We start from the raw sequence: 14,780 nt of genomic DNA on the forward strand, positions 1-14,780 counted from the left end.
ATGGAAAACCAGCAGAGCGTGGGAGCGACCACGCACGACACGGCAAAGCCGGCGACCGTGCGGCACACGGTCGAAGACACCGCAGGCCGACAGCTCATCGAGCTGATGGCAGGCTTCTGGAAGACGCAGGCCGTCTTCCTGGCGACCGAACTGGGCATCGCCGACGGCATCGCGGCCGCAGGCCGCATCCCCACCGTCGACCTGGCGTTGCGCACCAACACGGACGCCGACGCCCTGGGACGGCTGCTGCTGTTCCTGGAGAGCCTCGGCGTCGTCGAGGGCGACGACCGGAGCGGTTACGCCCTCACGCCTGTCGGCGAGTTGCTGCGCACCGACGCACCCGGCTCGATGAGCGACCACGTCCGCATCTACGGCTCGCACTTCTACCAGGCGTGGGGCGCCCTGTCCCACTCGCTGCGCAGCGGACGCTCGGCGTTCACCCACGTCTTCGGCAGCGACCTGTTCTCGTATCTCCACCAGAACCCCGACGTCTCGCTGACGTACGAACGCGCCATGGTGGCGGGCACTCCCTTCTTCGCCGAGGTCGCCCGCGCCTTCGACTTCTCCGCGGCACGCCGGATCGTGGATGTCGCCGGGGGGCACGGAGCGCTCCTCGACGAGATCCTGAAGGCGAACCCTGGCCCGCGCGCCGTACTGTTCGACGCACCGCATGTGATCGAGGAGGCAGCGAGCCGCCCGATCGCCACCGTGCACGCAAACCGCTGCGAACGGATCGCCGGCAACTTCTTCGAGTCCGTCCCGCCGGACGGCGACGTCTACCTCCTCTCGCGCATACTGCACTGCTTCGACGACGACGCCTGCCACCGGATCCTCACCAACTGCCGCCGCGCGATGAGCCCGGGCGCCCGGCTGGTGATCCTGGAGCGCATCCTCACCAAGGGCACCGGCTCCTCGCTCACCCAGGGCTACAACATGCACATGCTGGTGGTGCTCGGCGGCGGCCGCGAGCGGGACGAGGCGCACTACCGCGCCCTCCTCGAAAAGGCCGGATTCGCCGTGGAGTCCCAGCACCGGCTTCCCCTGGAGACACACCTCCTCGTCGCCGCCCCCGGCTGACCGATCCCTGCCCGCATGCCCCCACGGACCAGGAGAGACCTTGACCAGTCAGGCCCCGCCCCCGCACCAGACCGCCGACGACCGCCCACGGCACCACCCCGAACTGCCCCTGGCACCGGGCGCCGTCACCCGGGCACGGGAGCTGGCCCTGCGCAACCCCGTGGACCTCGACACGGCGACCGCGCTCCTCGACCACGTCGTCCGCAACGCCCGGTCGCGGCCGGACGCCTGCGCCGTTGTCGACGGCGAACGCACACTCACCTACGCTGGGCTGCTCGGCCGGGTCGCCGCGGCACGGGACGCACTGCGTGCGCACGGTGTGCGCGCCGGTGACACCGTCGCCGCCGTAGGGCCGCGCAGCGCACACACACCGGTCGTCTTCCTCGCCCTGGAGAGCGTCGGGGCGTCGTACCTGCCGATCGACCCGAGCTGGCCGCAGGACCGGGTCCGGGACGTCCTCGAGCGCAGCAGAGCCGCCCTGCTGGTCGACTACTCCGCCGGCGCCGCCTCCGCCGCCCGCCAAGCCGCCGACGCCGGAGGATTCGCGGTCTTGGCTCTGCCGAAGAAAGCCAGGCCGGGCGGCCTGGACGAGGGCCCCTACAGCGACCGCAGCGGTGAAGCCCGCTACACGATCTTCACCTCCGGCACCACCGGTCACCCCAAGGGCGCCACCATCGAGCACCGGGGCCTGCTCAACCATCTGTGGTCCAAGGTGGCCGACCTGTCCCTCGGGCCCGAGGACGCCGTCGCCTTCTCGGCCCCGCTGGTCTTCGACATCTCCATCTGGCAGATGCTCTGCCCCTTCCTGGTCGGCGGCAGGGTCGTCGTCCTCGATGACGCCGTCATGCGTATGCCGCGGTGGCTGCTCGGTGCCCTCGATGCCGCGGCCGTGAGCGTCGTGGAACTGGTGCCCACCGTCGTCAGCCGGCTCGTCGACGAGATCTGGCGGCAGCAGGGACCGGCCCTGCCGGGACTGCGGTGGCTGCTGTCCACCGGCGAGGAGCTGTACCCCGCCCTGGCGGAGCAGGTGCTCGACACGCTGCCGCACGTTCACCTCGTCAACGCCTACGGGCCCGCGGAATGCTCCGACGACGTCGCTCTGCACGTCGTGACCCGCGCCGACCTGACTCGCCCCAGGCTTCCGGTCGGCAGGCCAGTCGCCAACTGCACCCTGCACGTCCTGCTTCCGACCGGCGACGGCACCTGGCGGCCGGCCGAACCGGGCGAGAACGGTGAACTGTTCGTCGGCGGCACCTGCGTCGGCCGCGGCTACCTCAACGATCCCGCCACCACCGAGCGCGCCTTCTTCCACGACCCCTTCGAACCGGGCTCCGCGACCGGCCGGATCTACCGCACCGGTGACCTCGCCCGTGTCGAGAACGCACTCGTGCACTACTTGGGACGCGGTGACCGGCAGGTGAAGGTCGGCGGTGTCCGGATGGAACTCGGCGAGATCGAAGCCGTCCTGAGCCGGCACCCCGGCGTCGAGAGCTGCGCCGTCACCGTCTCCGACGAAGGCGCCGTCAGCGAACTCGTCGCCCACTACACCCTGCGCACCGAAGTGGCGCAGGCGGAACTGCGACAGGCGCTGAGCGCTGCCCTGCCCCCGGTGATGGTGCCGCGGCGCTGGCGGCAATGGGACGCGCTGCCGCTGAGCCGCAACGGAAAGACCGACTACCGGTCGCTCACGGCGGCCACGGCCAGCACCCGGAAAGGGGCACGATGACCACGGCGACAGCAACGACGGCCCGCGCACGCGAAGGGACGGACCGCACCGGCGTTCCCGACCTCGCGCAACGCCTCTCGGCGGTGACCCGGGCCGCCGAGCAGCACCTGGACCGCACCGAGCGGGACGCGACGTTCCCCGAGGAGGCACTGGCCCAGCTGCGCAGCACCCGCCTGCTCGGCCTGCAGGTGCCAAAGGAGGAGGGCGGCCTCGGCGGCGGCCTCGGTGACCTGATCGAGGCAGGCATGGTGCTCGGACGCACCGACATGTCCCTGGCCATGATCTTCGTGATGCACTGCCAGCAGGCCGAGGCGGTGGTACGGCACGCCGCGTCGCCGCTGCGTGAGGAACTGATCCCGCTGCTGGCCGAGGGCAAGCTGTACCTCGCCTCGGTGACCACCGAAGGCGGCAAGGGCGCCGACCTGTTCAAGTCCCAAGCCCCGCTGCACGAGACCCGGGGCACGCTGGAGGTGGACCGGGCGGTCCCCATCTCGACCGGCGGCAGCTCCGCGGACGGCTTCCTGATCACCATGCGCAGCCCGCACGCCACGGCGGACCACCACGTCTCCCTCGTCTACGCCCACCGCCACCAGTTGCAGGTGGAGGTGACCGGTCAGTGGAACCCGATGGGGATGCGCGCCACCCACAGCCTGCCGCTCAGGCTCACCGGCCGCATCCCCGGCCATCAGGTGATCGGCGAGCACGGCGCCTTCCACCGCATCGTGCAGTCCGTCTTCGGCCCGCTCGCTCACATCGGCTGGTCGGCCGCCTGGCTCGGCACGGCCTCCGGTGCGCTGTCCCGGGTACTGCACCTGCTGCGCGACCCGGCCGGCCGTAAACGCTTCGACCTGGGCTCCGAGCTGCTGCTCACCCGGCTGTCCCGCGCCCGGCAGCGACTGGAGACCGTGCACGCGCTGTTGCGCCGCACCCAGGAACTGGCGGAGTCGGGCACGGACTGGTCGCTCACCGGTCACCAGCTGCTTCTGAACAACCTCAAGATCACGGCGGCCGAGGAGTGCCACGCCGCCGTCGAGGAACTGATCGACGCGGTCGGCCTCAGGCACGGCTACCTCCAGGACTCGCCGACCCGCTTGGAGAAGGCCCTGCGCGATCTGCGCTCGGCCGTCCTCAACTACAGCAACGACCGGCTGCACCTGGCCGACGGGCGGCTGTGCCTGCTCGACCCGGACGTCCGTTTCGGCTGATCCTCCACCCCTCTCCGGCAGTCACCGCACCCACCTCTCACTCTCCCGAGGAATCGCCATGCCTGGAAACACCGCCGAAAGCTCCACGCAGAACTGGAACACCGCCCTGAAGTACATCGCGGGGCGCAAAGCGGCCGAGGAGTCACTGGGCTTCGTCGCGCACATCAGCACCACCGTCCGGGAGACCCAGGACGTGGCGGACGTCGTCCCGGCGGTGGCCCGCACCTGTGTGCCGTTCTTCGCCACCGGCGTCTCGCTGGACGCCGGACCCGGCCGGGACCAGGCGGTCGTCCAGGCACCGGACGAACTGGCGGCCACCCTGGAGGCATTGCGCGCTCTGGCCATCGAGACGGAGCAGCGGCAGATCGTCGTCAGCGAACACGAGGGACTCGTCGGCAAGACCGACCCGCGCCACCTGGAACTCCTGCGCGAAGGCGGCTGCGACTCGGCGGTGGTCCTCTCGCTGGCCTACCGGGGGCTGTCCGGCGGTCACCTCGTGCTGGCCCGCGCGGCGAAGCACCGCCGGGGCCCCTTCAGCCCCGGGGACCTGGCGCTCGCCTGCGAAGTAGCCGACCGGGTCGGGGCGTTCAACGCACTCCTCGCCCTGTCCGCTCGCGCCGGACAGTGAGCGGGGAGAGCTGATGACCGCGACCTGGACGGACGTACGCGACTGGATTCTCGAGCGCAATCCGGACCTGACGGAACTGGAGCCCGAGACCGACATCATCGGCTCGCGCATCGTCGACTCCCTGCAGTTCGTCGAACTCGTCCTCTACATCGAGGACCTGCGCGGCACCGCACTGGAGTCGAACGACGTCAGCCTCGACTCCTTTCGCACCCTCAAGGGCATCGAGCAGAACTTCTTCCAGTAGAGGCAGACACCCGTGCGGGGAGAGGCAAATGGGCACCACGACCGGACGATCCGTAGTCATTCAGGGCGATGTCGAAAGGGCCGAGGACGTCGCCGTGTTCCTGCCGCCCGCCGGCTGCGTCACTTCGCCGTACTTCGAGATAGGCGAACACCTCCCGGACATCCTGCCGGCCGCGCACTGCGAGATGCCCGGGCGCGGCCGGCTGGCGGCCGAGGAGTCACCAAGCTCCGTGCACGAGGCTGCCGACCGCTGGGCCGCCGAGCTGGCCGAGACCCTGCAGGGCCACCGGCTGCACTTCTTCGGGCACAGCCTGGGCGCGCTGTACGCCTATGAACTGACGCTGCGCTTCGAGGCCGGGTCCGTCTGCGAGGCGGCGAGCCTGTCCGTGTCGGGAGCCCGCGAGCCGGGCAGCGCACCCCGCTCCCTGCTGGCCACCGCATTCGCCGCTCTCCGGGCGTCCGAGCAGGACGGCGCCGCGGAGCAGTGGATGGACCGGGACCTGCGGATGCGGGACGAGTACCGCACCACCCGCCAGAGGGTGCAAGCACCGGTGGCGCTGCTGTGCGGCACCTCCGACCCCTTCGCGCGCCCGGCGGAGATGGAGGCGTGGAAGAACGTCACCAGCGGCCCTTGCCTGGGGGTGTTCACCTTCCCCGGCGGCCACGACTACTACCTGTCCGGCCGGCAGGCGATCGCGGACACCCTCACCCGCATCGTCCACCACGGCCGACATCCCAACCCTTCGCGTCCCCTCACCCCGAACTGAATGGAGACAGCAATGCCGAACGACCAGCAGAACGCACCGTCGGTCGAGCAGTTGATCGATGTCATCACCAACAGCTCGGTAGGTATCGCGGTGACCGACGCCACCGGCGCCGTCGTGCTGCACAACCGGGCTCAGTCCGTGCTGATGGGCGGTGAGGCCGCCCACCTGGGTGGCCGCATCCTGCTCGACAGCTCACAGGACGGCCTCACGGCACTGATCCAGCGACTGGAGAAGGAACAGCGGATCGAGAACGTCCAAGTCACCTACCGCGACGCCGAAGGCGGGCACGAGCGGGCTTCCTGGGTGAACGCCGTCCTGACCGGCAGCGGCGACGCCACCCGGATCCACTGGGTGAGCCGGCCCGAGCTCGGCGAGCGGCTTCCGGTCTCCAACGACAGCTCCCAGGACGTCACCTCGGACGCGGCGTCCTGGATCCGTGCCGTCGACCAGTGCCCGCTGCCCGCTCTGGCTCCCACCAAGGAGCACGAAGACGTGATGCGGGAGTTCTACGAGGTCGCCCCGGTGGCGATCCACCTGATCGGAGTCAACGGCCAGGTCATGCACGCCAACCCCGCGGACGTGGCCCTCGTCGGGTACACCGCGTCGCCGGCCGAGTACGTCGGCGGGCACATCCGCACCATCTACGAGGACAAGGGGCTGCTCGACGACTTCCTCGGACGCTGGGACGAGGACTCGCCGATCATCAACTTCCGGGCCAACTTCCTCACCCGGGAGGGCACCCCGAAGCCCGTGCTCATCTTCTCGACCGCCCAGGCCGAAGGCGGCAGCGTCTCCAACACCCGCTGCTTCGTCTTCAGCGATCCCGAGCCGCAGCGCGCCCGCGACAGCATCAGCGCCTTCGGCTGGCCCGCCTGACGCCCGGCGGGCGGGGCGGGCCGGGCGCCCGCCCCGCCCGCCCGGCAACCGCAGGTTTCCCGAACGGACCACACGACCCCAGGGGTGGCTGTGTCCCACGTATTGGTCATTTCCGGCAGCCCGTCCGCGACCTCCAAAACCGAAGCCGTCGGCGACCACGTCGCGCGACGCCTCGCCGAGTACGAGTGGCACGTCGGACACCTACGAGTGCGCACCCTGCCGGCCGCACCACTGATGAACGCCGACGTCGCGGACCCCGCGATCGCCGAAGCCATCCAACAGGTCTCGCGAGCCGACGGCATCGTCCTCGCCACACCGACATACAAGGCGAGCTTCTCGGGCCTGCTCAAAACGTTCCTGGACCTGCTGCCCCGACACGGATTCGGGCAGAAGACCGTGCTGCCCCTGGCCACCGGCGGCAGCCTCGCCCATCTCCTCGTCCTCGACTACGCGCTGCGGCCCGTGGCCCACGCCCTGGGCGCACGACACGTGGTGCAGAGCGTCTTCCTCCTGAACCAGCACCTGGTGCTGCACGAGGACCGGCCGCGACTGCTCCCGCAGAGCGCGCAGTTGCTCGACGACGTGATCGAGCAGTTCCGCAAGTCTCTCGTCTCGGCCTCATGAGCCGGACCAATCCGATTCCGCTGGAGCCACACCATGGTTGACCACCCGGACAAGGGACAGTGGCTCGTCGGCTGGGACCCCGAGGACCAGGACGCCTGGGAGCGATACGGCCGCAGGATCGCACGCCGCAACCTCGTCCTGTCCGTACTCTGCGAGCACATCGGCTTCTCGGTATGGACCCTGTGGTCCGTCCTCGTGCTGTTCATGTCGCCCGACATCGGGCTCGGGTTCGACCCGGGGGAGAAGTTTCTGCTGGTGGCCACGCCCACGATCGTCGGTGCCCTGCTGCGACTGCCCTACAGCTTCGCAGTCACCCGCTTCGGCGGCCGGAACTGGACCGTGTTCGCCACCGCGATCCTGCTCGTGCCGACCGTGCTCGCCCTGTACGTCGTGGGGCGGCCCGGCACCCCGCTGTGGGTGTTCCTGCTCATCGGCGCCCTGGCCGGGGTGGGCGGCGGCAACTTCGCCTCCTCCATGACGAACGTCACCGCCCTGTATCCGCAGCGCCACCAGGGCTGGGCGCTGGGCCTGAACGCGGGCGGCGGGAACCTCGGGGTGGCGGCCGTGCAACTGGTCGGACTCGCCGTCATCTCGGTGGCAGGCCGCACCCATCCCTCGTACGTCGCGGCCGTCTACCTGCCGCTGATCGTGCTCCTCGCGCTGCTCGCGGCCTGGCGGATGGACAACGTCGACGCCGTGCGGACCGTCCCCGGCGCCCAGCGCGAGGCCGCCCGAGACCGGGACACCTGGTGGATCTCCGCCCTGTACATCGGCACGTTCGGCTCGTTCATCGGCTACGGCTTCGCCTTCGGCCTGGTGCTGCAGAACGAGTTCGACGCCACCCCGCTCACCGCCGTCGGCTACACCTTCCTCGGCCCGCTGCTCGGTTCCATGGCCCGGCCGCTGGGCGGACTGCTGGCCGACCGGCTGGGCGGCGCCAAGGTGACCTTCTGGAACTTCCTCGCCATGGGCGGCGGCACCCTCGTCCTGATCGGCGCCTCCCGGGCGAACTCCCTGCCCCTGTTCGTGACCGGTTTCACCGCCCTGTTCGTCCTCAGCGGCATCGGTAACGGCTCCACCTACAAAATGATCCCCGCCATCCACGCCGGACGCGCCGAGGCGAAGATCACCGAAGGACAGGACGCAAGCGCCGCGTTCGCCCGGGCCCGCCGGCTGTCCGGGGCGGTCATCGCCATCGCCGGGGCGATCGGCGCACTCGGCGGCGCCGCCATCAACATCGCCTTCAAGCTCTCGTACTCCGACGGCTCCGGCTCCGGCACACCCGCCTTCCTCACCTTCCTCGGCTACTACATCCTGTGCATGCTGCTCATCCGGACCGTCTACCTACGCCGGCCGCCCGCGGAACCGGCCACCCCGGCCGGCGCAAGGGTGGCCAGCCGTGTCTGAAGCCCCCGACCGCACACGCGAAGTGCACACGCACTGCCCCTACTGCGCCCTGCAGTGCGGTACCCGGCTGGCCGGCGACCGCGACAGGGGCGTGACCGTGCGCCCGGCGGACTTCGACGTCAACCGTGGCCGACTGTGTCAAAAGGGCTGGACCGCGCCCGACGTGCTGTCCGCCGCCGACCGGCTGACCGAGCCTCTGATGCGCGCCGCCGACGGCCGCCTCACCCCCGTCACCTGGAACGAGGCCCTCGACACGGTCGCCGGGCGACTGCGTGAGCTGCGCACGAGGTACGGGCCCGACGCGGTCGCCGTTTTCGGCGGCGGCGCACTCACCAACGAAAAGGCCTACCTGCTGGGCAAGTTCGCCCGGCTGACGCTGGGCACGAGCCAGATCGACTACAACGGCCGGTTCTGCATGTCGTCCGCCGCCGCAGCCGGCAACGCCGCTCTCGGTGTGGACCGCGGCCTGCCCTTCCCCGTCACCGACCTCGCGACCGCCGGCACAGTGCTGCTGGCCGGCGCGAACGTCGCCGAGACCATGCCGCCCCTCATGCAGCACCTGGACCGGGCGGAACTCATCGTCATCGACCCCCGGCGCACCGCCACCGCTCAACGCGCCACGCTGCACCTGCGGCCCGCCCCGGGCACCGACCTCGCCCTCGCCCTGGGCCTGCTGCACATCGCCGTCGTCGAAGGACTCACCGACACGCAGTACATCCGGCGCCGCACCCACGGCTTCGAGGCCGCCGCACGCCGGGCGATGGCGTGGTGGCCCGAGCGCGTCGAAGCCGTCACCGGCGTCCCGGCAAGCACCCAGCGCACCGCCGTCCGGCTGCTCGCGGCGGCCGACGACGCCTACGTCCTCACCGGGCGGGGCGTCGAACAGCACCGCCAGGGCACCGACACCGCGGCCGCGTTCATCAACCTCGCGCTCGCACTCGGCCTGCCCGGCTCCGGCCACGGCGGCTACGGCTGCCTGACCGGGCAGGGCAACGGCCAAGGCGGGCGCGAGCACGGGCAAAAGAGCGACCAGCTGCCCGGTTACCGCTCCCTCACCGACCCCGCCGCACGCGCCCACGTAGCCGGTGTCTGGGGTGTGCACGCCGACGCCCTCCCCGGCCCCGGGCGCACCGCCTACGAACTCCTGGACTCGCTCGGACACGGCACGGGGCCGCGCGCTCTACTGGTCTTCGGATCGAACCCCCTGGTGTCGGCGCCGCACGCCGCGCACGTGGCGCAACGCCTGGCCTCGCTGGATCTGCTGGTGGTGGCCGACTTCGTGCCCTCCGAGACCGCCCAGACGGCCGACATCGTGCTGCCCGTCACCCAGTGGGCCGAGGAGGACGGCACCCTGACCAGCCTGGAGGGCAGAGTGCTGCGCCGCCGCGCCCTGCTGCCACCACCGCCCCACGTCCGCAGCGACCTGGAGGTCCTGCACGGCCTCGCGGTCCGGCTCGGGGAGCCCGCCCACCGCTACCCGACCGATCCGAAGGACGTGTTCGACGAACTGCGCGCGGCATCCCGGGGCGGCCGCGCCGACTACTCCGGGATCAGTTACCCGCGCCTGGAGGCCGGCGAGACCCTCCACTGGCCCTGCCCCGACACCGAACCCGCGCACCCGGGCACGCCCCGGCTCTTCCTGGAGCGGTTCGCGCACCCCGACGGCAGAGCGCGGTTCGCCGATGTCGACCATCACGGCCCCGCCGAACACACCAGCACCGCGTACCCGATGCACGCCCTCACCGGCAGGGTCCTCGCCCACTACCAGTCCGGGTCCCAGACGCGTCGCGTCGCCGAACTCAACGGAGCTGTCCCCGAGCCGTTCATTTCCGTACACCCCGACACCGCCGCCCGCGCCGGCCTCGCCGACCACGGCCTCGCCCGGATCACCTCCGCCCGCGGCAGCATGACGGCCCGCGCACGGTTCGACGCGACGATGCGCCCGGACACCCTCTTCGTGCCGTTCCATTTTCCGGGCGAGGGCCGAGCCAACCTCTTCACCCACCCCGCCCTCGACCCACGCAGCGGCATGCCCGAGTTCAAGCTCAGCGCCGTACGCCTCGAAGCGCTTCCGGAGGCCACGCCATGAGCCGGATCCTCATCGTCGGAGGCGGCCCGGCAAGCCACCGCCTCGCCGGCCGGCTGTACCACCACGGCCACCAGGGCCCCGTCACAGTCCTGGGCGCCGAACCGGAACCCACCTACCACCGCCCCCTGTTGTCCTACGTCCTCACCGGCCGGGCCACTCCAGAGGAACTGCGCCTACCACCCCCACCCGGCACCGAGGTGCGCTGCAGCACGACGGTCACGCACATCGACCGCGCGCGACGCCAGGTACACGCATCCGGGATCATCCACCCATACGACGTCCTGGTCCTCGCCACCGGGGCACGCACCGCCGTACCCCGGTTCCGGGGCGCGAGCGGGCCCGGCGTGACCGTGCTGCGCACCGCGGCGGACTGCGCGCGGATCACCGGTGACCACGTGGTCGTCCTCGGCGGCGGGCCACTGGGCGTGGAGACCGCCGCCGCCCTCGCCGCCCGCGGCACAGCCACCACGCTCGTCTGCAGCACCCCCCACCCCCTGTACGAACGGCTCGGCGAGACCGCCTCCGCCCTGCTCACCCAAGCCCTGGTACACGCGGGTGTCACTGTGCGCGGCGGCCGCACCGTCACCGCTCGCGAACCCGGCCGTGTACTCCTCGACGACGGGACCCCGCTTGCCGGCACGCTCGTCCTGTGCACCGGCACGCTGCCCGACGTGGGCCTCGCCCGGGCGGCCGGACTGCGCGTGCGAACCGGAATCCTCGTCGACGACCGGCTGCGCTCGAACGACCCGCACATCCACGCCATCGGGGACTGCGCCGAGCACCAGGGCCAGACTCTGGGCGGCATCGAGGCCGCCTGGGCGCAGGCCGACAGCCTCGCCCGAATCCTCACCAGGCACGACGCGCCCCCGCACCGCAGCACGCCCACGGTGTTCCGGCTGCGTGCCGACATCGCCGAGGTGGCCTGCATAGGCACACCGGACACACGGGCCGACGGGGCGGTGCGCTGCCTCACCTACACCGACCGGAACCAGGGCCGCTACGCCAAGGTCACGCTGCGCGGCGAACACCTCGTCGCAGCCGTACTGTTCGGCCTGCCGGACGCCATCGCCTCCCTGGGCGAGTTCCACCGGCACGGCCGGCCGCTGCCCGGCGACCGGCTGAGGCTGATCCTCGGCGGGCCGCCGCAACCCGCCTCGACGGACCTCGACGCGCCCGAGGACGCCCTGGTCTGCCTGTGCAACAACGTCCAGCGCCAAGCCCTCGCCAAAGCATGGCGGGCCGGCGCCCGTACCGTCACCGCGCTCGCCACCGCCACCCGGGCCACGACCGGCTGCGGCGGCTGCGGACGCGAGGTCGCGGAGCTCTGCGCACGGTGGGCGCGACAGCCGCGGCACGAGGAGGCCCGAACCCTATGACCGCGACCCTGGTGATCGCGGGACACGGCATGATCGGGCACCGGCTCGCGGAGCGGCTGCGCACCCTGGACACCGCACGCGACTGGCACATCGTGATCTGTGCCGAGGAACCCCACCCGGCCTACGACCGCATGGCCCTGTCCGGCTACCTGACCGGCCGCAGCAGGGCCGACCTCACCCTGACCGGCCGGGACTTTCACGCCGACCCCCGCATAGAACTGCTCCTGGCGCAGCCCATCGTCCGTGCCGACCGGACCACACGCACGGTGCACACGTCAGGCGGGCACCGAATCCGCTACGACGCCCTGGTCCTGGCCACCGGCTCCCGCCCCTTCGTCCCCCCGGTCCCGGGCCGAGATCTCACGCACTGCTTCGTCTACCGCACCTTCGAGGACCTGGACGCCATCCGCCGTACGGCACGCCCCGGCAGCCGGGGCATCGTGGTCGGCGGCGGTCTCCTCGGTCTGGAGGCGGCCCACGCCCTGAGCCGGCTCGGCACACGCACCCACGTGGTGGAAACCGCACCCCATCTGATGCCCGTGCAGCTCGACCCCGCCGCCGCCGAGGTGCTTCAGTCACAGGCCCATGCACACGGCCTCCGCCTGCACTGCGGCACCGCAGTCACGCAAGTGCATGCCCGGCCCGACGGCAGCGTGGGCGCGGTCACGCTCGGGAACGGCACCACGCTGGAGGCGGACCTGGTGGTCTTCGCCGCGGGCATCCGTCCCCGCGACGAACTGGCCGGGCTGCTCGGCCTGGCCCGCGGCGAGCGCGGCGGCTTCCTCGTCGACTCCTACTGCCGAACCGCCGACCCGCGCGTCTGGGCCATCGGCGAGTGCGCCGCCGTACAGGGCCGCTGCCACGGTCTGGTCGCCCCCGGCTACGCCATGGCCGAGTCCGTTGCGGCGCAGCTCGTGGGCCGGGACGCGGATCCATTCAGCCGGACCGACGACGCAACAGCCCTCAAGCTCCTGGGCGTTCACGTTGCCACCTTCGGCACCACGAACCACCCCCAGGACCCCCGGGGGACGGTCGAGGTGACCTTCTCCGAAGGCACTGCCCGCTACGCCAAGATTTTCCTGCAGCCGGACACCGGTACGCTGCTCGGCGGCATCCTGGCGGGCGACACCCGCTCCCGCTCCCGGCTCACTTCCCTGGTCGGCCATCCGCCTCCGGCGGATCTGGAGGAGCTACTGCTGCCCTGATCCCGACGAGACGCCCCGGGCACGGTCCGGTGCCGTGAAGGCCGCCACCTCACCCTCGCGCAGGATCACGAACGCCGCACAGCTGCAACGGCAGTACTCGACGTGACCGTCCGAGGTGGCGTGCTCCGACACCAGCCGCCAGTGGGGTTGCGGCAATGTGCTGCGGCAGCCCCACGGGGCCAGCGGGCAGGTCTCGTGGGCCGCTTCCAGCGGCTTCGCGCCCGAGGGCGCCGGCCGGGTTACCGGAGGTCGCATGGCATCTTGTCGTCCTTCCGTGACTCGCTGGCAGGCGGTTGCGGTGGCGGTCGGCATGCTCACCTGCCGCTGTGCTCGGGGGTGGAGTTCTCGGTCTCCGGGGCGGCAGCCCCGTCGTCTCGCGACAGCAGCTTGGGTACGGCCGGTTCAGGCAGACTCCGGAACAGCAGCCAGCTCAGGGCGGGCATCGCGATCAGGGGCGTCAGGGCCGTGCGCAGCGTGGTGGCATCGGCAATGCTGCCGATGACAGGGCTGGTCAGGCCGCCGACACTGACCATGAGGCCGAGCGTGATGCCGCTGGCGGTTCCGACGCGGGTGGGCAGGTAGTCCTGGGCGAGGGTGACCTGCAGGGAGAAGGGGACGTAGAGGCCTATCGAGGTGAGAGCGACGAACAGGTAGACCACGGGGCCAGGTATGAAGACGACACCGATGACGGCCCCGACGGTGACGAGGTAGGAGGTGCTCACCACGGTGACCCGGTCCCAGCGGTGCGCGAGCCTGCTGCCCGCGACGGTGCCGACGGCGCCGCCGAGGTAGAGCACGAACAGCGCGGCCGTGCCCGCCGCGGTGCCGCCGCCCGTCTGCTCACGGACATGGAAGGCGACGAAGGTGCTCATGCCGACGAACACGACGGACCGGCACACCACCGCCAGCGACAGCCGCAGGAACGAGGGCCAGTCGTTCGTTCCCTCCGCAGTGCTCTTGCCGCCGGCTGCGGACGGCGTTCCCTCCAGCGCCCGCAGCACCGGCAGTGTCAGAGCGCTGCCGGCCAGAGCGGGCAGGATCAGCAGAGGGGAAAAGCGCAGTCCGCCGGTGGCGATGACGGCGCTCACCAGGACGGGAGCAGCGGCGAAGCCGACATTGCCGCCCAGGGAGAACCATCCCATGGAGCTGTGGCTGCCCTGGCTGGCCGCCCGTGCCACCCGCGCGGACTCCGGGTGGTAGGCGGCGATGCCGATGCCGGACAAGGCCACAAAGGCGAGCGTGAGCGGGTACGAACCGCCGATCCCGGACAGGGCCACCCCCAGTCCCCCCACGACGGTGCTGACCGGCAGCAGCCAGGGCAGGGCGTGCCGATCGGTGAGTGCTCCAAAGAGGGGCTGCACGACGGAGGACAGCAGGCTGGCCGCCAAGACGATGCCCGAGGCCGCCGCGTAGGTGTAGTCGCGCTCGGCGACGAAGAAGGGGACCAGAGCCGCCACCGCGCCCTGGTAGACGTCTACGCAGGCGTGTCCGACCGACAGCAGAACGATCGACTTGTTCTTTGGCATGCCGCTATCGTCGTCTGTGGCCCGCCTGTCG

General features: G+C 71.3%; 14 protein-coding genes. 12 read left to right on the forward strand and 2 right to left on the reverse strand.

The window, feature by feature from the left end:
• The 12 genes from ACFYQQ_RS20125 (at position 1) to ACFYQQ_RS20180 (ending at position 13,223) form a co-directional block, all read left to right on the forward strand.
• On the forward strand, positions 1–1,077 hold the full coding sequence (locus tag ACFYQQ_RS20125; RefSeq protein ID WP_356170362.1) for a methyltransferase: 1,077 nt from the start codon (positions 1–3) through the stop codon (positions 1,075–1,077).
• Positions 1,078–1,117: 40 nt separating this feature from the next.
• A complete protein-coding gene (locus ACFYQQ_RS20130) occupies positions 1,118–2,803 on the forward strand; it encodes an amino acid adenylation domain-containing protein (RefSeq protein WP_388904910.1) in 1,686 nt (561 codons plus the stop codon).
• Entirely contained in the window at positions 2,800–4,008 is a 1,209-nt protein-coding gene (locus tag ACFYQQ_RS20135; RefSeq protein ID WP_355789604.1) for an acyl-CoA dehydrogenase family protein, read from the forward strand. The genes ACFYQQ_RS20130 and ACFYQQ_RS20135 overlap by 4 nt, the downstream gene beginning before the upstream one ends.
• A 58-nt stretch (positions 4,009–4,066) precedes the next feature.
• On the forward strand, positions 4,067–4,636 hold the full coding sequence (locus ACFYQQ_RS20140) for a GAF domain-containing protein (RefSeq protein ID WP_355789607.1): 570 nt from the start codon (positions 4,067–4,069) through the stop codon (positions 4,634–4,636).
• A gap of 13 nt (positions 4,637–4,649) precedes the next feature.
• Complete coding sequence (locus tag ACFYQQ_RS20145) at positions 4,650–4,880, forward strand: acyl carrier protein (RefSeq protein ID WP_355789611.1); 231 nt, start codon at positions 4,650–4,652, stop codon at positions 4,878–4,880.
• A 28-nt stretch (positions 4,881–4,908) separates the two neighbouring features.
• Positions 4,909–5,646, forward strand: coding sequence for an alpha/beta fold hydrolase (locus tag ACFYQQ_RS20150; protein WP_355789614.1), 738 nt, complete (start codon positions 4,909–4,911; stop codon positions 5,644–5,646).
• A gap of 12 nt (positions 5,647–5,658) precedes the next feature.
• Entirely contained in the window at positions 5,659–6,522 is an 864-nt protein-coding gene (locus tag ACFYQQ_RS20155; protein ID WP_356170376.1) for a PAS domain-containing protein, read from the forward strand.
• Between the two features lie 90 nt (positions 6,523–6,612).
• Positions 6,613–7,146 carry an NADPH-dependent FMN reductase gene (ssuE, locus tag ACFYQQ_RS20160; RefSeq protein WP_355794507.1) on the forward strand — a complete coding sequence of 178 codons (534 nt, stop codon included), beginning with the start codon at positions 6,613–6,615 and terminating at the stop codon, positions 7,144–7,146.
• A gap of 33 nt (positions 7,147–7,179) precedes the next feature.
• A complete protein-coding gene (locus ACFYQQ_RS20165; RefSeq protein ID WP_388904911.1) occupies positions 7,180–8,553 on the forward strand; it encodes an MFS transporter in 1,374 nt (457 codons plus the stop codon).
• Positions 8,546–10,642 (forward strand): molybdopterin oxidoreductase family protein, encoded by a 2,097-nt coding sequence (locus ACFYQQ_RS20170; protein ID WP_388904912.1) that lies wholly within the window; start codon positions 8,546–8,548, stop codon positions 10,640–10,642. Before ACFYQQ_RS20165 ends, ACFYQQ_RS20170 begins: the two co-directional genes overlap by 8 nt.
• Positions 10,639–12,018: an FAD-dependent oxidoreductase gene (locus tag ACFYQQ_RS20175; RefSeq protein ID WP_355793471.1), complete on the forward strand. Its 1,380-nt coding sequence runs from the start codon at positions 10,639–10,641 to the stop codon at positions 12,016–12,018. Before ACFYQQ_RS20170 ends, ACFYQQ_RS20175 begins: the two co-directional genes overlap by 4 nt.
• Complete coding sequence (locus ACFYQQ_RS20180; RefSeq protein WP_355793473.1) at positions 12,015–13,223, forward strand: FAD-dependent oxidoreductase; 1,209 nt, start codon at positions 12,015–12,017, stop codon at positions 13,221–13,223. The genes ACFYQQ_RS20175 and ACFYQQ_RS20180 overlap by 4 nt, the downstream gene beginning before the upstream one ends.
• On the opposite strand, the gene ACFYQQ_RS20185 is transcribed toward ACFYQQ_RS20180, so the two are convergent.
• Together ACFYQQ_RS20185 and ACFYQQ_RS20190 are read right to left on the reverse strand one after the other, a co-directional pair.
• Positions 13,209–13,478: a hypothetical protein gene (locus tag ACFYQQ_RS20185; RefSeq protein WP_356170387.1), complete on the reverse strand. Its 270-nt coding sequence runs from the start codon at positions 13,476–13,478 to the stop codon at positions 13,209–13,211. The two genes, ACFYQQ_RS20180 and ACFYQQ_RS20185, sit on opposite strands and share 15 nt — an antisense overlap.
• Positions 13,479–13,537: 59 nt before the next feature.
• Complete coding sequence (locus ACFYQQ_RS20190; RefSeq protein ID WP_356170390.1) at positions 13,538–14,749, reverse strand: MFS transporter; 1,212 nt, start codon at positions 14,747–14,749, stop codon at positions 13,538–13,540.
• Positions 14,750–14,780 lie beyond the last annotated feature (31 nt).

The sequence above is a fragment of the Streptomyces sp. NPDC005496 genome (assembly GCF_042872045.1).
In the GTDB taxonomy this organism is placed as follows: domain Bacteria; phylum Actinomycetota; class Actinomycetes; order Streptomycetales; family Streptomycetaceae; genus Streptomyces.